This window comes from Cysteiniphilum marinum (genome assembly GCF_014857925.1).
In the GTDB taxonomy this organism is placed as follows: Bacteria; Pseudomonadota; Gammaproteobacteria; order Francisellales; family Francisellaceae; genus Caedibacter; species Caedibacter marinus.
On the sequence record NZ_JACYVZ010000018.1, the window covers coordinates 34,085 to 55,685 of the forward strand.

A 21,601-nucleotide genomic window follows, 5' to 3' on the forward strand; every position below is an offset into this window, starting at 1 on the left:
ATTTCTTTATTATTCTTCCTTATGATCATTGATTCTCATTGTCACCTTAACTATTTACAAAAAGAAGGGCAACCAACGCTTCAGGAGATTGTTGCTGAAGCCACATCGAAAGGTGTTGAAAAAATCATATCTATTGCGACTACGTTGGAAGATGTCGAAGCAATTAAATCCATTGCCTTAACATTTCCCGACGTTTATTACTCCGTCGGTGTCCATCCCAGTGAAGTTGAAGGTATTCAACCGCTTGATGCACAAACCATTATCGATCATATCGATCATGATAAATGTGTTGCGATTGGCGAGACAGGGCTTGATTATTATTACAATGATAAAGAGACACACTCACTACAACAGCAGAAGTTTATTGCCCATATTGAAGCGGCAAAAATACTACAACAGCCTGTAATTGTTCATACACGTGGTGCTAAAGAAGATACATTAGCTATTTTAAAAACACATGGCATTGACCAATGTGGTGGCGTGCTTCATTGCTTTACTGAAGATTGGGATATGGCAAAAAAAGCGCTAGACATGGGGATGTATATTTCAATCTCAGGCATTGTGACCTTTAAAAATGCACAAGATGTGCAGTCGATGGCGCGGAAAATTCCACTAGATCGGCTGCTTATTGAAACCGATGCACCGTACTTGACACCCGTTCCGTATCGCGGGAAACCCAATTATCCGGCATATGTTTATTATGTTGCTGAGTGCTTAGCAAAACTGCGTGGTGAGGATTTTGAGCGCTTTTGTCATGCAACAAAAGAAAATACTAAGCGCTTGTTTAATGGAATCAATGCATAAAAAGAACGTTTGAATCGATTGCTAAGCTTCAAAAAAATATTTCTCAGGCTATACTTTTGATAATCAGAGTTATGCATTTATAGAAAAACGATGATTTTACAAACACCCCGTCAGCCTACGGCTGCCACCCCTCTTGCAAAGAGGGGAATTGGGTACGGTGATTTTATATTCTCCTCTTTTCAAGAGGGGTACTAGAGCTTGCGAGGTGGGGTGTTGAGATAGAAAAAGTGTATAACTCCAGTTATTAAATTGATGATGAGCATGTATCATTGAGATAATTAAGGAAGGAGCCATGGTGTGTGATAGAAAATATAAAAAACATAAAATATGTACAAAGCTGATGCATAATAAACATCATTATCAATCACGCAAGCAAGCGGGCTTTGGTTTGATTGAATCTTTAATTGCACTGACTATATTGGTCTTTGTCTTTACCTCGTTTATGGCAGTGATGCTGCGCTCAGCCACTGTGGCAAGTCGTACAAATAACGAAGTTGCTATTGATATTCTATTGGATAATCGTATTGAAAATTCATGGATTACCGGAGATGCGATTGATACCGCACAAACTGGTAATATTGTCTTTACCCAAGGAACAACGGAATTAACTGGACGCAATACTTTATTAAATGTTGAGCAGCAGCGCACCTTTGCTGTGGTGACACCATAGGCTTAAGGAGGGTGAAGATGCATACTCAAAGGATTAAAACAAAAGAGCAAGGTGCAAGTTTAATTCAAGTACTTGTAGGTATTGCTGTTGCTGCTTTTGTTTTGGTGATGGCAGGTGAGATGTATTACACCGTGCGTCATAGCTACACGCGCACAGTCACTGAGCTAGTAGATAATACCGAGGCAAGCATTGTTGCCCAAACCTTTCGTAATCTTGTGGATCAATCAACTTCACCGTCGCTCTATGGTTTATGGCCATGGCAGCAGGTGGAGCTTAGGGTGCCAAGTTTAATTTATAACCCTTTATCTTATCCGCCTGTCTATGCCGCAAGTTCATTAAGTTTCTTTGCTCCAAGTAATCACGTCACGGGGACTGACTTTTTAATGTTGCAAGGGGTTATTTCCAGTGAACTATCGCCAGAGGCTATTGCAGCCAGCGATTTTCCGGTCAATATCACAACAGGGTTAAATATTGGTAATGATGACTATATATTGCTAGCGGACCAAACAGGTTATCAAGTGATGAAAGCAAATGCTAATGCAACGGTTTCAGATCCAGGGCCGCCTATAGAGTATAGCGTTCCTGTTGAGCAGGGGCCAGCGCGTAGCTATGCCACGGGCAGTTTCTTGGCGCAATATCATGTCTATATTCTCTATTTACGTGAGGTATCTGGAGTTAGAAGTCTTATGATTAATGTTGATGCAGATAATACGCAAGAGCTCATTGCTAATGTGGATGATTTACAAATTCGCTATTATGTCGACGGTGTTTGGAATAATGTCCAAGCAGATGGTGCAGCTAATTATCTTGAGCTTTGGTACAAAGCCGTCAAAGGCATAGAGATTCGTTATACCGTTTCAGGGCAAGTCTATACGATTTTAATCGCGTTAAAGGCAAATGTTTTGTAGGTAGGCTGTCTATACTTATATTGTCCACGAGTTTGAAAGCGCTTCGGTAAAGTACTCCCCATTGTCTAGACCACTTTGCAATAAAAATGGGATATTTTTCTACTGCAAATTCAACTCATCAACTATAGGCTTCAAACAAATGTTTTCATTTGGTTTTAAGCCGGATAATAGTTTCTCTTTAAATGCGTCAGCATCAGCATTTTTATAGCTAGTGTTAAAGTAAACCTCAGCTGGTTTTTTATACGCAAGACCTTGGTGATGTCTCTCATAATTGTAAAACTCAAAGTATCGTTTTAATGAGCGTTTGGCTTCTTGCATATCAGCATAATCTTTTATGTAAACCTCTTCATATTTAACGCTACGCCACAAGCGTTCTATAAAAATATTATCAAAGGCACGACCTCGACCGTCCATGCTAATCTTAATATCATTTGCTAAAAGAAGCCCTGTAAATTCAGTGCTGGTATACTGAGACCCTTGATCACTGTTAAAAATATCAGGCTTTCCGTAATGCAATAACGCATCTTCTAATGTGCCAACACAGAATGAGGCTTCCATGGAGTTGCTAAGTGACATTTATACTTTAAAATGCTATGTTAACTTTTAAATATTTTTAATATTCCTATTTAAATAGGAATGGCTATTATTTCTATTTTAATAGAAGGAATGGAAAAGAGTAAAAATATGAGAAAGTTAACTATTATTTCAGTATGTATGGCATTTGGAGGTTTATATGCTGGTGAATTGCCAAACTATCAAGCAATGCAGTCACAGATTACTGATTTGCAATCACAGATTGATATGCTCAAAGCTGACAAAGAATCTCAAGCTCAAGAAAATACTAAGCATCAAGATAAGCAAAGTATCAATGGTTTTCTTTTTTGGGATCAAGATTTATCAACACCTCTGGGTGCGGCAGATACCTCTGCTATTCCCTTAACTTTTTTAAAGCAGCGCGATGAGCGCCCACAATATAGTTTAACCGTTGCAGGGAAGTTAGAACTTGATGCAAGTCAATGGTGGGGAAGTAGCTTACATTTAGCTGGGAAAGATGCTGGCAATTATCAATCAGGAAGAGGGCTATATATAAACGAAGCTGATCTGTATATGGTGTCTAACTTAGGTAAGTATATTCAGGCTGATCTTACCTTAATGGACTCACAAGCAAGCACACCAGGAGTTAGGGATGCATTTTTAACCTTTGGTAATTTATCTGTCTCTCCAATTTATTTGACCATAGGTAAAAATCGTTTAACTTTTGGCCGCTTCTATGATGGGAACCCGTGGGCTTCTGGTTTAGTGCAAGGTTTGTTTAGACCTGGTTTTGATACCGTATCAATGAATTTAGGCTACTATAAAAATGGACTTAACTTAAACTTGGCCGCTTTTCAGGCTGATACACAATCATCTAACTTTATGCTAAGCGCGTTTTACGATGGGACTATGGGCAAGTTTAATTATGGCGCTAATGCGGGCTATATGTATAATTGGGTTGGCACAGGTATGGATGCGGCCAGTAACGTTAATAATGAAAATTATGGCAATGTAATCTATACAAATGGCACTAATGGGCAAATGATTGATGATAGTCGCAATGGTGTTGTTAATATCGAAGGGTATTTGGGCTATGATATCTACACACTTTATGGCGGTTGGGCTGGAACAACGCAAAAGAAATCTTATAGCAATAATGCCTATATAGGAGCATGGTATGCAAAGGCACAAGTCGCACCAGTTATTGCTGATCGATCAACACAATTTGCATTTAGCTATCAACAGGCGTACAACACGCAAAATGCACCATTTCCTATATCCGGTGATGCAGCAAATTCTCCAATGATATATGGCGTACAATCACAAGTAATGGCAAGCATCTCAAGGCCTGTTTTTTATAAAAGCAATATGGTGAGTATAGAGTATGCTTATTTGGAAACCTATACACGCCAACATAGTAGTGCGATAACTTTGGATATTACGACGTATTTTTAATTTCAATATTGAATTTAAATTTGAAAGGTCTTGAATTGTAAGCGTTCAGACCCTACCGCCAGAATATATTAAAAAATCCACATTTATTGATATATACTCAACGCCTTCCTGTTGATATTATAAGTTTATGTTATATGAGCTTGGCTTAAAATCGAATTGTCATGAGAAAACCAAAGCTATTAAAAAAGGAAGAGCTTAGCAAATTAAACTTTAAGCATTTTTCTTCTTTGGATTTATCTCAACAGCAATCATGTTACGAAGGTTTGCTGCATACCGCTAAAATAATTACTGATCGTTTAAATGTCGATAGCAAAAACAGCTCAATGCCACCTGGCTTTGATCTTGTTAACCAAGAATACAGAGATAATGATTCGGCTAACAAAGAGGATAGCTCTTAAAAGCAACAGTTTAAACAAAAAAACCTGCTTTAAGCATACCTAAATTCAAGTCATAGAAAATAAGGATTGTTTATGAATGAAGAAAATGAAAAACCAGACTCAAGATTTAAAACGCGTTTAAAAAAGTTCGAGCTTCCGCCATTACATTTAAAGGGTAGAGATGTGCAAAATTCTGCATATGTTTCTAATGAACTAGATGGCAATCCAGACCAGCTTGATAAAATTGGCAAAACAGGAATCTATATAGGCCCTTACCACGCCTTACCAGAAGCTTTACAGAAAGGTGTTAAGTATATAATTAATGTAGGCAATGTTAGTTATAGTGGGATAAATGGGGGTTATAGTAGATACAATAGTAATGTTGAAAATAGCGCAGAATTAATGGCAGGTGAAATAAATGGAGAAGTTAAAAGGGAAGTAGATGGAACGCAAATATTATACTGCCCTGCTTTTGATAACCCTAGTCAGTCTATTGAGAAGTATTTTCAAAGCACAAAACAATTTATTGATGATGCCAGAGCTAAGGGTAGTGAGGTGTTTGTCCATTGTCACCAAGGAATTAGTCGCTCCTCTAGTATCGTTGTAGCCTATTTAATGCAAAGTGATCTCTACCCGGATTGTAGAACAGTGGATGGTACACTAGCGTTTATAAGGCAGCATCGTCCATGTGTGGCTCCAAATATAGGGTTTTATATGGAGCTTACGAGGTTTGAGAAAATGTATACAAGTCTGGATGATATAAGGATTGCAGATTATGTCGAAGCTAAATGTCCTATTACTTCAAAAGATGTTGTCGAATTTAATAAAACTATGAATAAAAGGGATGAGCTTCGTAAAAGTTTACAAAATACCAGAGAAATGCTTAAAGGGAGCATTAAAAATATAGATCAATTAAATCAAGGTGACAAAGAGACTCTATTTGATTTTTATAAATTTACTCACCATAAATCACCTTTATCTAAAAAGGAAAATATAAATTTACATCGTAGTGAGAGTAAATTTCAGGAGCTTTCGCCATTGAAGTCCGTAGATTATTCTAGTAGCTATCATAGATAATATACTTGATTATGAATTGAATATTTACATTATGTGAATACACATGGAATCAAAGTGCTAAGGCACAAGCTTTAGCAAAAGAATTCTTAAACGACTGGGATGCGATTTTCAGGGTATTGTTGCACCCAGAATATCCTATAACCAACAATGAAACTTAACACTTAAAAGGATAGGAAATAAAAAAATGAGACTCCACTATGCTACACCTGAAAAAAAAATGGTTATCCTCGATTTAGCAAATACAGATCCCTGCTCAAATATAAATGACTTAAAACGTAATAACAAACTTGCATTTGCTACTGTTAGATCATATTACGGCAAGAAAAATCCTGAGCTTTTTTCTTATGGGGTTAATTCAGATACAGATGTAAAAGATATAGAGTTAGAAGAACATGATAATTTTACCTACTTTTCTGGCACGGAAGAAAAAGTTAAGAGCATGGAAAACCATATAAAAAATGCTGACATTATTGCAATATGCGCACATGGATTTAAGGATGACACGAATAAAATACACCCTGCTGATAGGGATGATGAACATTCATTGACATTAGATGATTTAGTGCAAACTTTGAAAGGCGCACTATCTGAAAATCCTAATAAAAAAATTGAAATTGATTTAAATGTATGTTTTGGTGGAAGATCTGCGAATTATAAAAAAAATCATTCCGAAGAGATTTTAGATCATGACGATATTTATTCAAGTTTATCTGCAAAATTTGCGATGAAATTAAGTCTGGAGACAGGAAAGGAGATAATATGTAAAGGATATTTTAATCAACTTAATTTTGATATCCCATCGGGAATGCCAACGCTAGAAAATGAAAGTTTATGTACTGAGGATGTAACGTTTCGCAGAGAAAAAATTAAATTAGAAAGGGCTTACAAACAAACATTGCCAAAGATCACCCATGATAATTTAGATGAAATTAATATGAAAGTCGCTAAAAAGAGATATGAATTAGGAATAGGTCAGGAAAAAGGGAATAAATTCTCAATTATCAGCGCTGATAAAGGAGAAATAACAAGTGTAAAAATATTTAGTAATGAGAGATCTTATGAGATAGAATTTCAGAGAAAGGAGCTTGAACTAAATGACTCATCTCAACAAACTTCATTAGGTAATTCTTGCAAAGTGTCACCAGATGGCTATCGTCAAAAATTTAGTAATAATGATAGCTGTGATTTAAATAAAAGCCCAGTCTTTGAAAAACTTAGTCAGGATTTTTCACAGTTAAAATCATCAGAAGAACTGACTGGTTTTGAGGTGCCTTCACCTGAAGCTAGTGATTTTGATATGTCAGCTCCTGACACTAGTGATTTTGATATGTCAGCTCCTGACACTAGTAATTTTGATATGTCAGCTCCTGACACTAGTAATTTTGATATGTCAACTTCTCCTCTAGGAGTATTTGAAGCACAACGCCTACGTAGCTCTGCTCAAAGACAGAAAGTTTTAGGTTATGATTAGTTTCAGGTTTAAATTAAGTTACAGAAAAGAGGAAGGGTAAACATGCCTTATTCAAAATTTAAAAAAATACCTTCTAATAGATGTAAAGCAAATACTATACTTTTGAATTTTTCAGAAAAGAAGGACGATTTTATTCCAAGTGTATTCTTAGATAATATAATGCGTGAGCTAGAGGACGAAGAGAAAAGTGAGTCAGATCTTGAGTGTATTATGGGTGCTTTTAATACTTATCAGGCTATATCTAAGATGTGTTTAAGAAATGGAGAAATTCTTCCTGAATTTCAAAAAATAAAAGAATCTTTAGACGGACTCACCAACTTAGATTGTGTTATTGAAGATCCTGATTTGAGAGAGGAAGCTCAGCTTTACTTGTTTTTTAGTCAATTAGAAAGTGAAGCAGTAGCTTTAAAGAAGGATAACTTTAAGAGTCTTCAGTTATCTTATTATGAAATGCCATTAGAAGTTAGAAATTTCTACTTACAGTGTGCAATGAATTTTACAGCTCAAGGTTGGGCGCCTTCAAGTTCAAATAACAAAATGGAAAACTATCAATCAATATGCACATACCTAATAGATTCAAGTCAGAATAATTTGAGTTCTACTATAAGACAGCTGAAGGAGGCCTATCAGAATAGTTGGGGCGATGCTCTAAAACAGATGGATGATATCAGAAAAAATCTTTCTAGCCTGCCATCGAATGAATCTGGCTTTAGTGCTCCTGATGCTCTATCAAGACAAAGCGCTAGGTTAAACATGCAAAAAACCTCTGTTTGTTTTCCAAATAAATATGATGTTAAGATGGTTGAGTCTCTAGCAGAAATTAGTGGAGCTAAAGCAAGCGTGATTTATGTGACAGAGGGAGGTCAATATGCACTTTTGGACTCTAATAACACTATGAAAGGTGGTTATTTATCAAAAGAAAGGTTTGACCTAAGTCAATTAAAGCCAGCTTTAGAAAATCATGCTAGTAAAGAATATGATGAGTTTAGAGATGACATAGTAAGAGAGGCGGTAATAAGCGGGCACATCAAAGAAAGCAGGTTGACTTCTTTTGCTAAAACAGAAAAATTAATAAATGCGTATTTTGATAGCAAAACCATAGAGGAAAAATTTTCAACTCAAGGTCTATACTTTGAAACAACGTCTACATCTATTGAACAGTTTATAAGGGGTAGTATAAAAGAAGATGTGAAGTTTGTTGTTAGGCCTTGGTGTTACCAATGTGATAGGGAAAATGGAGAAGATTATACTGAGCAATGTGCAAACAATATTTGTAATCGTATAGTTGAAAAAGTTAATGGAGATATTAATCAGCTGACTGGCTCTGGAGTTGTTGACATCACAAATCATGGGATAAGTGATTTCATTACAGACTTGCAAACGAAAGAAGGTGTTAAATTAAGTAATAATGAAATAGATATTTTGAAATATGACATAACTCAACAGATTGCTCCTCGTTTAGTAGATATTCGAGAACGGTTTCTAAGTCTTGCTGAGGTAAGTGTTGAAAAATATAAACAAGAGTTAGCAAAATCTTTAATTCTTAAAAAAAATGCTCTAACTAGAGAAACATATCAAGAAAAGGCTAAGGAATATAAACATTTGATAGCATTGCATGAAGAAAAAAAACAGCTAGAGAAAGAAGACTTCTCAGCTAAAGCAAAAGAAGATGATAGTCAACGTAAAACACGAAGATTTATCGAAATTAAAGAAAAAATAGCACAGTACAATGATCAGCATATGAAGGATGAGATCCAATCTCATAGAAAATTAACAGCACAAGAATCATTGGTCTGTAGATATCAAGATTTTAAAGAACAGTTTTACCCTGTTTATCAGCATTTAGAAAAAATAAGTCAGCTTCATGGTAGTGAGCTTACAAAGGAAATGAACCAAATAATTGATGATTGTAGAGAAAGAGAAGTTAAAGAAAATCAAGCTAAAATAAATAAAGATAAGCAAGAATTATACCTCAAAGAGATTAAAAGTCGCCCAGAGGACTTGTCTAAAGATAAGCATTCTCGTATATGGAGTGCTATTTCTAATAATAGGAGCAATGCGTATAAATCTATAGCATCTAAGTATGGTAGACTCAAATTGCATTTAGAATATATTGATGATCAAAGCGTAATTCCAAAGGTTTCGCAGGTTGATAAAAAACTTTACATGTCATTACCGATAAAAAAAGATGTGCAACGATCTTACCAAGATAGTCTTCATTTTAAAAAATATGGTGAAGCAGGAAACAAATTTCTCCAAGAAAATGATGCTATTGACTCTGGAAATGTTGTAACATTAAATGCGCAGGTCAACTTGAGTGAAGCAAGTATTACTGCCTCAGATTCTAGTGTAGAATTACTTTCTATAGCTGAAGACACTCTAAACCCGGAAGATACCACTATGCTAGCCCTCGAAGATCAATCAACTTCAAATTTCCTGCCCTCTGGTGATTTAGCTTTTATGTCCAACCGTATAAAGCAAAGTAACTCTTCCTCAACTCCTATGCAAGCTTTGTAATATAAGAAATTAACTGAGGTTTTATATATTTGTAAAACAATTTAAAATGTGAAATTATTGTCTAGACAAAGGGGCACTTTAGTTAAGTCAGTCAGAATAGTGCCAATGATTATAGTGATTACACGCTCACTACCGTGTTTTCCCATTCTCAAGCTTGTATAAGTTTTGATTACTGTTTAGCTGGTATTGATATAAGAAATCTCCATCGTTAGTCACTTTGTTTAGCACAACTATGCGTACATAATCAGTTAAACTATTTGCTATAGACAAACCGCCACGTAATCTGGCTTGACGTAGAAAGTCTCCATCATTAATTACTCTATTCAAGATGATGCAGCGTATGTAATCGGTTAAGCTATTTTCTATAGATAACCCGCCTAGTAATCTGGCTTGGCGTAAAAAATCACCATCATTTATTACTTGATTTAGCACGACATGACGCACATAGTCTATGATCTGCTGGTCATCAGTACAATCAGTGTAGGATTTTATTTGTGTCAGGAAGGCTTGATCGTTAAGTAAAGCCTTTAATAGAATGTTTTTAATCGTATCTTTGCTTACAAGTTGCTTGTTTTGTTCTATTGTTCTATTGTTCTTTTGAACTAAATAAGTAGCACGGGCTAATTCTTTAGCAGTAGACTTTGAGAGTATTGCATGTTGGTTAGCATTTGGCTGAAAGAGTTGATGAAAAGCACGAAATATGTTGGCAAAAAAACGCAATAAATAAGTTTGTTGTGTGAAAACGACAATTTTTGAAATTTCTGTGCATAAGCATATTAACGCATGGATTGCTTCTTCTTTAATTGTATCTTTGATAGACAAAACTGTTTTTTTAGCTTTGTTAATGTATTGATGCATTAAATGTGCATTTAGTTTAGGTACTAATTCTTTGGCACCTTGACTTTGAGAGTCATCATCTTTTCTCTTATCACGCTTTAGTAACATAAAGGTGTCATTATTTTGACTAAGTGGTGTAGAAAGATGTGGTGCTTTTTGTTTTGTATCTTGATCGGATATATAGCTTATTGCATTAATATTTATCTGGCTTAGCAAGGTGTTTGCCACTAAACAACTCTGCTGAAAATCGTCATTATGCAAATGCTTGAGATTGTTCTTTTGAATACTTTGTATGGCATTTTGTGTATTTGAAATATGATAACGTAAGGTATTAAAATTATTGTTATAATTGCTCAATTCATTACTCCTTTAATTAATCCTTCCTTAATCTGTTAGATAGTGCAATAGGGCTTGGGTATTTTAATACTACATAGTATGAGGAGATAATAAAACTTAATATGGTGACAGCGCCAACAATAGTTACGCTTTGTATGCTTGCAAACCCTGCTGAACCAGCAATGCCAATTAATAATAATGAAAATTCACTACCTTGTCCTAAACGTACAGCAGTCTCCATGTCTTCTTTTTTATTGGTCTCGCCGGCCAAGCGCAGCGTGATATAGTGCAAAAAAGGTTTGGCTATTAGTAGGATTATCGTCAGTATAATAACCTCGCGCCAAACATCGGCAACTAAGGTAATATTAAAGCTAGCGCCTATTGTGAAAAAGAACAAGATTAAAAAAAAGTCCCTTAATGGCTTTAAGTTTTCATAAATAAATTTAGCGATAGGTGAGCTAGCTAAAGTCACACCAGCTATGAATGCACCAATTTCACCTGATAAACCTAGCATTAAGGAGACATTAACCATGAGTAAACACCAGGCGATGCCAAGTAGAAAAATATATTCTTTAAAGCGACTGTATTTTGTGAAAAGTTTAAACAGAAGGAACTTATAAGCATAGAGTGAAAGGGCAATTAAGCAGGGTAGGGCTATTAATAATTTAAGTAATAACCAAAGATCAAAAGTTTGTACTTGGGAGGAGAACAAGGTGAATAAAGTTAACATGATAATAGCAATAAAGTCTTGGATTAATAAAATTCCTATGACGAGCTCTCCAATGTGTTTATGATGTAAGGTTGTTGTGGGTAGTAGCTTTAAAGAGACGATGGTGCTAGAGAAAATAAGTACACTAGCAATCATAAATGCTTGGCTGTAGGTGGTGAAGTATGACATAGTGAAGGCGACGATTGCAATAAAGGAGAGACTACTAGCTAAACACACAAATACAGCCTTTCCTAGCATTTTAAGCAAGCGATTAATATCTAGGTTTAGACCAAGTAGAAATAATAAAAAGATAATGCCTATTTCAGAAACCTCATGAATCAAGCTGATATTAGAAACAAAACTTAGTCCGTGTGGCCCAACTAAAATACCAAAAATAATGTAAGCCACAATAATTGATTGACGAGTATATAAAGCAAGTGTTGCGCAAATAGAGGCACCAAAAAAAATAGTAAAAAATATATTAAGCATATGTATAGTAATTTAAAACCTTGTTTGTATATAAGAGTGTAGGTTGAATTGAAGGAAAAAAGCTATATTAAAAAAATCACATTTCTTGATGTATACTTAATACCTTTCTTTTTATATCATAAGTTTATGTTATTACCTTAGATGCAGAAATAGTCAAAGTGCTAAGGCACAAGCTTTAGCAGAAGAATTTTTAATTCCGAGAGTCAAAAGGAGAATGTATGCTAGACCTTTATAAATTATACAGTACCACTAGATTAAGTCTTGAATATAATATGAATTTATCAATAGATCACCGCACGAGCCTTTCTCATATGATAGGTGACATATATACATTATTATCCGAACAAATTGAAAAAATGACCTATCTTAACAATAGTCAGATTTCAGAAAAGAAGCTGAATGATTGCGTCAAACTATTTGAAAGTATAGTACAAGAATTAAGACCTCTCGTTAACAAAGGCAAAGAGCTAAGTTTTGAGGAGGTTAATCAATTCATATTCAGTAGTAAACAAAGCATCACATCTCAGCTTAATTCTTATCAAAAAAGATCACACCAGCAGAGTGGTGATAATGCTAAAAAACCACGTTTAGAAGCAAAAGAAACTAATATAGCACCTAAGAGAAAACCCACACTCGATGATGAAGTCCTTGCCAAGGTTGCTCGTCTAAAAATTTCTGGTGATAATGATAGTTCAATCAAACCAGCTCTTCAAAGAAAACAATATCCCTTTGAGTTAAACCACCAGCAGAAGGAAGCAAATCCTGCACATAAATTAGAGCAAGGAGCTTCCCGTGAGTATGAAATGTAGCTGTAGCATCAATTTGCCAAGGTTCTGAATACCTAGTATAGACTTACAAAAAATCAAAAAAGCCTATCTTTTCTAATTGATTTAGATCTTCTTGAGACTTAAAATTCTTAAGGTAAAGTTTTTCTTTTAATAAGGTCGTATATATATAAACTGTATTGATGCTGATATTGAACAATGAAGCAATATTTTTAGCGCTCAGTCGATAAAATACTTTAACGTATAATAGTTTGAATTCTACTTCTGTGATTTTTAATTTGAGTGCAGCTCCTTTACTGTCTATTAAATCAAATTCATGTGGGTTAATTTTATCTATGCGTCCAATTTGAATATGATTTATGATTGCTTCAACTCTATTATCTTTTGATAAAATTGGTAACTTCTGGCACATCCATGCATATTTTATTGACTCGGAGTTATAAATGCCGGAAATTTGTATTTTTTTAGTGTGACCAGCAAAAATAAGTTCATTTGCTTGATAAATGTTTTCCCATCTTTTTAAGTCATTTTGCCATAACTGTTCTGGTTTGCTGCTCCTCATTTCAATTTCAGAGCGATTTAATATTTTTAAAAAGTTTTCATCGGTGTATATGAAGCAATGACTTCTATCTGTGACATACGTGCAGAAGTGCTGCTCATCTCTTAGTACTTTGATGTTTTGTGTTTTCGTATTATCTAACTGTCTCGTCATAGTGTTTAAAAACCAATTAATTATTGTATTTAATTAAGTTGCTATTTTTTCTTTATGAAATATATATAAATATTTTCTACATTTTTATATATTGACTAATTTCATTTGCTAAGATAAGGAACTTTGAAATGTTAAGAGTGTAAACTTGCAAAATATATGGATATTTTCAGCATATTTATACCACTCATAAACCATTTTAGAGAATCTCTTGCTTTGCCTTTTGCATAATTTTATCAAACTGAATTTTGGCAATAGAGCTTGCTATTACCTGCAATTCAGCTTGGCAAAATTTTCACAAAATGCTTAGCAATTAAGCCTGATCCACTCAAGGTGTCTTGCCAAGTAATTTTTGAGTGGTCAGGTAAATACCGCAAAATGATTTGTGAGTGGTATAAAATGGGACTTTTAGCCGGAATATTAATTTTTTTTATAAATTGATATATTTAAAGATCAGTCAAAGTTTTACCATATATCAATCGTAAACCACTTTATGAGTGGTATATATTGCAGGCCACCACGCCTGAGAAAATGGCGGCTTTGTTATTTAATTGATAGCTGTACTTATTATTAATGGGGAAAAACTTGAAAAGAACAGTAAAATTAACGATTTCTTATGCTAAAAAAAGCAAGCTTATTGCCGTAAGTTGCTTATGTTTTTTTCTGCTACCAGTGACTGTATTAGCAAAAAAGGCAAATACAGTTGATAATCAGGCTTTTGACAATGTCGTTAAGCAATCCTTTCCAATGACGCCTGAGCAAATTAGTGCGGTAAGATCTAGCGTTGCTCAACAAAAGCAAGCAGCATCAGCCTTACCTGGCAGCAGTGATAAGCCTGGCAAGTCCCGAACCTTGTTGGTTGATTTATCCCCATCTTCAAAGTTCTCTCCGCCTGTTATTCGGCTGAACTTAGGCATGATTACCTCTGTTATTTTCACAGATGATAAGGGGAATATTTGGCCAATTACCTCATATACAATAGGGAATACTGAAAATTTTGATGTTGTGTGGCAAAAAGCATCAGGTGTGCTTATGCTTCAAGGTAAAAAAGCCTATGCACAAACAAATATGGCTGTGATGCTAAAGAATTTGCAAACCCCAGTTATGCTAACCATTCTTAGCAGCCAACACAGTTGGGATTATATGGATTATGTGCGTATAAAAGGAGTTGCGTTATATGGTAAGTCATTAGATACAGCTTCTGTCAGTGATGCGCCAGACTATTTGACAGGACTGCTTTATGGGACGCCGCCGCCCTCGGCCAAATCACTAAATGTGTTGGGTGGGGCTGATGCCAAGTTGTGGCAATATAATGGTCATTATTTATTGCTGACATCGGCAACATTAATCTCTCCGGCTTGGATTGCAAAAGCACAAAATAATGGTGTGAAAACAATGAATGCCTACGAGCTTGCTATGACGCCAAATATTGTACTAAGCGATAATGATAAGGTTAAGCAACTGACGATTGAGATAAACTAAATAAGGTCTTGGTAATATGCTAAATAAAATAATAAAAACTCCAAAAGCACGAATTTTATTTTTTGCTATTATTGTGATTGTTGGTGGGTTAATTGCTTTATCTTTGTACTTACAAAATACTTCTGAGAGTTATTTGCAGTCTAAAGTTTCCAAGGCGCCAGAGAACCTCTCAAAGAAAGCCTATCTTAATGATGAGTATTATCAGAAACTGCATAAACAACAGCAGTCTCAAGAAATTAAGCAGGCGAAAGAAAATGGTTTAAGCTATGTTAATATAGACAATAGCAAACAAAGCGAGCAGCCGGAACCATTAGCAAAAGCGATTAACCCAAGGCAGTTTCATGAGTCTTTGCAGCAAACTAATCGAGCTCCTGCTCAAAAAACAACGGGTTATCGACAGTTTGGAAACAATGTTAATCAACTTGACTCTCCGGTAAATGACACAGCTATACAACAGAAAATTGCAGATAAAGAAAGTGCATTACAAAAAAGCATGCAAGACTTAATGAAAAGCTGGCAACATGAACCTATGATGGTGCATACTGAGTTACCAGCGCCTGAAAATGGCTCATCATCTACTGCTAGCAACAATGGTGGTAGTGTATTAATTAAAGCTGGTGAGATTGTTTTTGCCGTAATTGACACAGCAGTCAATAGTGACCAGGCAGGTACCCCAGTAATGGCTAGTATAGTAAGTGGGTCATTAAATGGTGCAAAACTACTAGGCTCATTTAAGTTAGTTAATGATAGATTAGTTATTGAGTTTAGTCGTCTTTCAATTCCTCAGTATCAACGCTCTATAACTATTCAATCTTATGCAATTGATGCGAAAACGGCACAAACTGCGTTAGCTAGTGATGTTGATCATCATTATTTAACACGTTATGCATCCTTGTTTGCATCAGGTTTTCTACAAGGTTTTGGTCAATACTACAGTAGCTATTATGACAATGGTTATGGGAATGATTGGCAGAGTTTTTGGCTTGATAATGGTTATCGTCCACCGCCATCTACTCGTGATGCAGCTTATTCAGGCTTGGGTGAAATTGGTTTAAGAATGGCTGATAATGCGCAAACCTATTTTAACCGTCCACCAACAGTGACATTGGATCAAGGAACTGGGGTTGGTATTTTATTTACCTCAGATGTGACAACAAACACTCAGTACAATAATCAACAATTTAAGCAATATAAACAAGCAATAAGCCCACAACAGAATAGTGGAAGTGAAATAACACAACAGAGCAATGTACAGCAAAATAATAAAGTCAAGCCAGGTGAAAGTAATGGAAAAATATGATTTTGAAAATGACGAAGTGCTAAAAGAGCAAGATCCAGTAATGTCACAAGAGCAAAGTAGCGAGGAACTACAGCCTGAAGACGAGTTTGATGATATGGAGCCTAAGAAACGTATGGCATTTCAGCCGATATATATAGGCTATATCGCAGGTTTTTTGGTTATGTTGATTGGTGTCTATATGCTTTTTTTTGCAGATGCCCCTGGAAAACCAAACGCACCTGCGCCCAAGACAACATCACAAAATGCTTCGGTAGCAGCTAAGTTAAATCCAGTAACAACCCCTTCTAAACCATTAGCTATTAATCAAAGTCAAAATATACCTTTAAATAGCAAAGTGTCAAAGCAAATACTAGCTCAAATGGCAGATATGCAAGAAGCGTTGCAGCACGACTCCAGTGTGATTAATAAGCTACAGCAACAGCAATTGTCGATGCTTGATAGGCAAAAAACGATCTATCAAGCGTTTATTAATTTTTCTAGTGAGTTAAAAAACATTGATACTTCTATTCAACAAGTTAAAGGCAATTTAGTTCAGTTAAGTGATCTAAAAGTGCAACTAAAGCGTGTTACAAATGCATTAGATGCTTTGCAGGTTCAGAAGTTTAATGAAGCAGATAAGCTAGCACTTAATGCAATTGTCGATGGCAAAGCGTGGCTTCAAGATAGTAAGGGCCATACGATTGTCGTATCAGTAGGTGATGATATTGATCATTATGGCGAAGTTGAAAAAATTGATGCTAAAACTTATAAAGTTTATATGAGCTCAGGTATGATCTTTAAGTGAGAGTATAATGGGGATAATTAACGCATCGTATAATTTTTTTGAAGAGTTGATCGCATTATTAAGCACTTTTTCAAAGCAAACCATTTATAATTACTGCGAATTGGAATCGGCATATGATAAAGTAACTTTAATTGCTAAGGATGGCTCGTTAGTCACGCTTTTGCAAGTTGATGGTTACTCAGGTGTGCTATCTCCATCTGATTTTAAAGTATTAGCAAGGGATGTAGCTAATATTTTGACACCGTTATATCAAGGGCCAGGACACAGTTGCCAGTTTTTCTTTGCTTATGATCCTGAACTCTTTGCAAGTGAAATAAAGGAGCATTTGCAGCAACAGAAGACTTTGGCTAAGCGAATTGGATTAGATCTGTCTGACATGTTTGAAGCTCGAGAGCAAATAATGACGCAGTTTTGCGGAGCTGAGAAATGTTTTTTTGTTATTTGGACGCTGCCAAGTGTTTTAGATAAGCGTACGGTTGCTCAGGGCGTTAAGTTAAAGCATAAAAGGATTGTTCAAAGTAAATTGCCCAAATCTAAATATGGGCAAAAAATATTTAACACATTGCCAGAGGCAATCAATATTCATCAATCACTTATTCAAGGCTTAGTTGAGGATTTTAAATTTAAGGGGGTTTATGTTTCAACTGTAAGCGCACATGAAGCAGTCTATCATGTACGTCATCAGCTTGCTGCACAGTTAACCTCTCAACAATGGCGTCCTTTTTTGCCAGGGGATCGCTTACCTTTAAAACAGGGTAAATTGCTATATAATGACATATCTGAATGGGTGTGGCCAAGCTTAAGTGAGCAGATTTTTCCCTGTGATGCAAAAATAATTAAGTATAAAGATTGTCAGTTGGCCGGTAGAACGTATAGCAGTATATCCATTACGCTTTTTCCAAAAGATGTTATGCGCTTTGATTACTTATTTAGGAAATTGAAAAACGCGCACATGCCTTGGCGTATTTCATATCGTATCTCTCCCAATGGCATGAGTGTTGTTAAAAGTAAAACCATGCTAGCTAAATTCTTAGCATTTAGTAACTCAGAAAATCAGTTAATTTTAGATGCTGCAGATTTGTTAAAAAATTTAGATAATAAAAGTGATGATCCGATTATTAAGCTAAGCATCATTTTAACAACTTGGGCACCTTTGAATGATCCTCAGCTACTTGCTCAAAGAAAATCTCGAATGATGACTGTTGTGCAAAGCTGGGGAGGATGTGAGGTATCTGATCAATTTGGTGATGCATTTATGGCGGTAACGAATGGTGCCTTAGCGATGTCAAAGGATCAGGTGACAACGGCAACTGCTGCACCATTATCTGAAGTTTGTATGATGCTACCATTGTCGCGTCCAGCCTCTCCTTGGAGTAAAGGCAGTATGTTGTTTCGTAGTATTGATGGTAAGCTTTGGCCGTATCAGCCAGGTTCATCTGAGCAAATCAGTTGGGTTGACTTGATTTATGCGCGTTCAGGTTCTGGTAAATCTGTCTTATTAAATGCAATAAATTTAGCAGTATGCTTATCTTCAGGCTTGGATGTCTTACCTTATATCTCTATTATAGATGTGGGTCCCTCTAGCTGCGGCTTTATCTCATTATTGCAAGAAGCACTGCCCAACGATAGGAAAAATGAAGCGGTCTATCACCGTTTAAAAATGGACCATACGGATGTTATAAACCCCTTTGATACCATTTTGGGTGCGCGTAGACCTACGCATTTACATCGCGTATTTTTATTGAATTTTTTAAGTTTATTATTGGTTGATAAGCCTTCTGATTCTTTGCCTCAGGGTATGATGGCAATGCTTGGTATGATTATTGATGAACTTTATACCTATTTTTCTGATCAAATGTCAGCAAAGCCTTATGTTGCAGGTCATGATCCTCAAATTGATCAGGCTTTAGTAGATCATAACCCTCAATCGCTTGATAGCTGGTGGGCTGTGGTTGATGTGCTTTTTAAATCAGGACAAACACAATTAGCCATCATTGCGCAAAGCTATGCTATGCCTAATCTGTCTGACACGATTACAGTAACTCATCAACATGGAATTAGGGATTTGTATTCATCCGTTATCAGTGCTACAGGTGAGGACTATATTAGCTATTTTTGTCGGGTGATTGCTGGGGTTATCCGCAATTACCCGTCATTAACGGCAACAACTCGATTGAGATTTACAGGTGCGCGTGTCATGGCGATGGATTTAAATGATGTTGCGCAAGGTGGTTCAGATGCGGCAGCTCAACAGGCTTCTATTGCCTATATGTTATCTCGCTATGTATTAGCGCAAAATTACTTTATGGGTTCAACGGATATTGCAAATTTACCAGTATATTATAAGAAATATCACCATGATTGTATTGAAAAACTTTCTGGAGAACCTAAGCGGCTTGTGTTTGATGAATTTCACCGAACATCAGGAGGTCATGCTGTGCGCCAACAAGTATTAAGAGATATGCGTGAAGGTAGAAAGTGGAATATTCAAATGGCATTATCTTCCCAGTCATTATCTGATTTTGATCCGCTAATGCTTGAGTTTGCAACTTCAACTTTTATTATGGCGGCAGGGACGCAACAGGCATTGGAAAAAACCGCAGATACCTTTGGGCTAAGTGAAAGTGAGTCGCAAGTATTGCGCAATTATGCCCATGGTCCAAGCTCAAAGGGTGTTGCTTTCTTGGCTCAATTTGCAACTAAACGTGGCCTAAACACTCAACTGTTGAACGCAACCTTTAGTTCAGTTGAGTTATGGGCATTAACAACGACTTCGGAAGATGTTCATATTCGAGCGCAATTATATAATGTTATGTCACCTAAAAAGGCACGCCAAGCCCTTGCAAAGTTTTTCCCCTCAGGAAGTGCAGTTGAATACATTGATGTGATGATAAAATCTAACCCAGAATTAGATAAAAAAAGCATCTGTGAGCAGATTATACAAAGCATTGTGAAAAAAGTGATGAACGAAGAGCATTTTGAATTATTAAGGGAAAAGCAGATATGATTGGGAAGGAGAGCGATAATGGATAAAACATTTTCTGAGCAAATTTTAGCTTATTGGCAGCAACGCCAAGATGGTATAGCAAATAATATTTTAATCAATATTGAGCTGATAGAAAAAGATAAGTACATTGAGCCTAATGAGAAGGAGCAGTTAGCCTTAAGTGCGCTGCTGGATAAGCTGCTAGGGCTTAAGAGCGTATCTCAGCAGCAGGCAGATAGTCTTTCTGAAATTCTGGATAGTTTGCCATTTGCTTATCTGCATTATTTTTTACACGTTGTCACTGAGAAAAATAATACACTGTTTAATGAATATGGGAAAATAATGCATCAGGCAAAAGAAGACAGTGTACATAAGTCAGTATTAGCACGCTGTGAAATGTTTGAGAAGGTGCGAATGGTTGCAATGTGTTTCAGGATTCCCTTATTAGATTCAGTCATTAAGTCAGTAAAAAATACGGCATAATTTATGAGGCTACTATGAGTAAACTAATACTAAAGCGAGTGATAGAAAAATCACAGTTTTATCAAAATAATTTTAGATTGTTGTTGGCGGTTATTTTGTTTTTAATCATTGCTAATTTACTATTAGCAGTAGGTTTTTTTTATAGCTTATCAAAAACGAATGAGTCTAGGTATTTTGCTGTGACGGCTAATGGTAAGCTGGTGCAAATGCATGCCTCTGGTAAGGCGCCTATTAATAATCAAACCGTAATTACGTGGGTATCAGAAGTTTTACCGCAAATATATGAGGTTGATTTTTTAAATTACCGACGCCAAATGACACGAGTGAGTGATTATTTTACCGATTACGGTTGGCGGGCGTTTAGTGATGCTTTTGCAGAAACTTTAGCGAAAATAAAAGACAAAAAAATGGTAATGAAGGCCGTGTTGCAAGGGGTTCCTGTGATTGTCGCTAAGGGTACGGTTGATGGTGATCCTGTATGGGAAGTACAAGTCCCTTTGCTGATTACTTATAGTAATAATAAAAATATGGAAAGTCAGAAGTATACTATTAGCATAAGAATAAAGCAAAAAGCAAGCAATACAGTCGGAAGCTTATTTGGTATTATGCAGTTGATTCAAGCGCCAGAGGGTTAAGTAGCGACTCAAAAATAAATGTAAGCGTTCAGACCCTTATGCCATAATATATTAAAAAACCCAGATTTATCGATATATACTCAACACACTTCTGTTGATATTATAACTTTATGTTATAGGAACTAACCTGAAATCAAATGGACATGAGAAAACCAAAGCTGTTAAAAAAGGAAGAGCTTAGCACATTAAGCCTTAAGAATTTTTCTTCTTTGGATTTATCTCAACAACAATTAAGTTACGAAGATTTGCTACA

At 35.9% G+C, this 21,601-nt stretch carries 18 protein-coding genes and 1 pseudogene; 15 read left to right on the forward strand and 4 right to left on the reverse strand.

Annotated features, from left to right (window positions below; translation table 11 throughout):
- Positions 1 to 21 precede the first annotated feature (21 nt).
- From IE867_RS09060 to IE867_RS09070, 3 genes are all read left to right on the forward strand, one after another.
- Positions 22 to 804 carry a TatD family hydrolase gene (locus IE867_RS09060; RefSeq protein WP_192484402.1) on the forward strand — a complete coding sequence of 261 codons (783 nt, stop codon included), beginning with the start codon at positions 22 to 24 and terminating at the stop codon, positions 802 to 804.
- A gap of 340 nt (positions 805 to 1,144) precedes the next feature.
- Entirely contained in the window at positions 1,145 to 1,474 is a 330-nt protein-coding gene (locus tag IE867_RS09065; RefSeq protein ID WP_192484403.1) for a type IV pilus modification PilV family protein, read from the forward strand.
- A gap of 17 nt (positions 1,475 to 1,491) precedes the next feature.
- Positions 1,492 to 2,382, forward strand: coding sequence for a PulJ/GspJ family protein (locus IE867_RS09070; protein WP_192484404.1), 891 nt, complete (start codon positions 1,492 to 1,494; stop codon positions 2,380 to 2,382).
- Between the two features lie 99 nt (positions 2,383 to 2,481).
- On the opposite strand, the pseudogene IE867_RS09075 reads toward IE867_RS09070, so the two are convergent.
- A pseudogene (locus IE867_RS09075) lies at positions 2,482 to 2,952 on the reverse strand (transposase); the annotation flags it as partial.
- A gap of 114 nt (positions 2,953 to 3,066) precedes the next feature.
- On the opposite strand from IE867_RS09075, the gene IE867_RS09080 reads away from it, so the two are divergent.
- From IE867_RS09080 to IE867_RS09100, 5 genes are all read left to right on the forward strand, one after another.
- Positions 3,067 to 4,371, forward strand: a complete 1,305-nt coding sequence (locus tag IE867_RS09080; protein WP_192484406.1) for a DUF3573 domain-containing protein — start codon at positions 3,067 to 3,069, stop codon at positions 4,369 to 4,371.
- A gap of 161 nt (positions 4,372 to 4,532) precedes the next feature.
- The gene (locus IE867_RS09085; RefSeq protein ID WP_192484407.1) at positions 4,533 to 4,769 is read left to right on the forward strand and encodes a hypothetical protein; all 237 of its coding nucleotides are present in this window, start codon (positions 4,533 to 4,535) and stop codon (positions 4,767 to 4,769) included.
- 72 nt (positions 4,770 to 4,841) lie between these two features.
- Positions 4,842 to 5,825, forward strand: a complete 984-nt coding sequence (locus tag IE867_RS09090; protein WP_192484408.1) for a dual specificity protein phosphatase family protein — start codon at positions 4,842 to 4,844, stop codon at positions 5,823 to 5,825.
- 184 nt (positions 5,826 to 6,009) lie between these two features.
- Positions 6,010 to 7,296 carry a hypothetical protein gene (locus IE867_RS09095; protein WP_192484409.1) on the forward strand — a complete coding sequence of 429 codons (1,287 nt, stop codon included), beginning with the start codon at positions 6,010 to 6,012 and terminating at the stop codon, positions 7,294 to 7,296.
- 42 nt (positions 7,297 to 7,338) lie between these two features.
- Positions 7,339 to 9,813 (forward strand): hypothetical protein, encoded by a 2,475-nt coding sequence (locus tag IE867_RS09100; protein WP_192484410.1) that lies wholly within the window; start codon positions 7,339 to 7,341, stop codon positions 9,811 to 9,813.
- Between the two features lie 129 nt (positions 9,814 to 9,942).
- On the opposite strand, the gene IE867_RS09105 is transcribed toward IE867_RS09100, so the two are convergent.
- Together IE867_RS09105 and IE867_RS09110 are read right to left on the reverse strand one after the other, a co-directional pair.
- Positions 9,943 to 11,007, reverse strand: coding sequence for a hypothetical protein (locus IE867_RS09105; RefSeq protein ID WP_192484411.1), 1,065 nt, complete (start codon positions 11,005 to 11,007; stop codon positions 9,943 to 9,945).
- A gap of 16 nt (positions 11,008 to 11,023) precedes the next feature.
- Positions 11,024 to 12,184 carry a cation:proton antiporter domain-containing protein gene (locus IE867_RS09110; RefSeq protein WP_225630016.1) on the reverse strand — a complete coding sequence of 387 codons (1,161 nt, stop codon included), beginning with the start codon at positions 12,182 to 12,184 and terminating at the stop codon, positions 11,024 to 11,026.
- Between the two features lie 218 nt (positions 12,185 to 12,402).
- On the opposite strand from IE867_RS09110, the gene IE867_RS09115 reads away from it, so the two are divergent.
- The gene (locus IE867_RS09115) at positions 12,403 to 12,993 is read left to right on the forward strand and encodes a hypothetical protein (RefSeq protein WP_192484412.1); all 591 of its coding nucleotides are present in this window, start codon (positions 12,403 to 12,405) and stop codon (positions 12,991 to 12,993) included.
- 43 nt (positions 12,994 to 13,036) lie between these two features.
- Here the strand turns inward: IE867_RS09115 and IE867_RS09120 are convergent, their stop codons facing one another.
- On the reverse strand, positions 13,037 to 13,681 hold the full coding sequence (locus IE867_RS09120) for a hypothetical protein (protein ID WP_192484413.1): 645 nt from the start codon (positions 13,679 to 13,681) through the stop codon (positions 13,037 to 13,039).
- 582 nt (positions 13,682 to 14,263) lie between these two features.
- Here IE867_RS09120 and IE867_RS09125 point away from each other — a divergent pair.
- Genes IE867_RS09125 through IE867_RS09150 form a run of 6 tightly spaced genes read left to right on the forward strand, consistent with a single transcriptional unit; the run spans position 14,264 to position 21,348 of the window.
- Complete coding sequence (locus IE867_RS09125) at positions 14,264 to 15,160, forward strand: DotH/IcmK family type IV secretion protein (protein ID WP_192484414.1); 897 nt, start codon at positions 14,264 to 14,266, stop codon at positions 15,158 to 15,160.
- Between the two features lie 16 nt (positions 15,161 to 15,176).
- A complete protein-coding gene (locus IE867_RS09130; RefSeq protein ID WP_192484415.1) occupies positions 15,177 to 16,460 on the forward strand; it encodes a DotG/IcmE/VirB10 family protein in 1,284 nt (427 codons plus the stop codon).
- A complete protein-coding gene (locus IE867_RS09135) occupies positions 16,447 to 17,244 on the forward strand; it encodes a hypothetical protein (protein ID WP_192484416.1) in 798 nt (265 codons plus the stop codon). Before IE867_RS09130 ends, IE867_RS09135 begins: the two co-directional genes overlap by 14 nt.
- 7 nt (positions 17,245 to 17,251) lie before the next feature.
- Entirely contained in the window at positions 17,252 to 20,251 is a 3,000-nt protein-coding gene (locus tag IE867_RS09140; protein WP_192484417.1) for an AAA family ATPase, read from the forward strand.
- An 18-nt stretch (positions 20,252 to 20,269) separates the two neighbouring features.
- The gene (locus IE867_RS09145) at positions 20,270 to 20,713 is read left to right on the forward strand and encodes a type IVB secretion system protein IcmW (RefSeq protein ID WP_192484418.1); all 444 of its coding nucleotides are present in this window, start codon (positions 20,270 to 20,272) and stop codon (positions 20,711 to 20,713) included.
- Positions 20,714 to 20,727: 14 nt separating this feature from the next.
- Positions 20,728 to 21,348 (forward strand): DotI/IcmL/TraM family protein, encoded by a 621-nt coding sequence (locus tag IE867_RS09150; RefSeq protein ID WP_192484419.1) that lies wholly within the window; start codon positions 20,728 to 20,730, stop codon positions 21,346 to 21,348.
- The last annotated feature ends 253 nt before the right edge of the window (positions 21,349 to 21,601 follow it).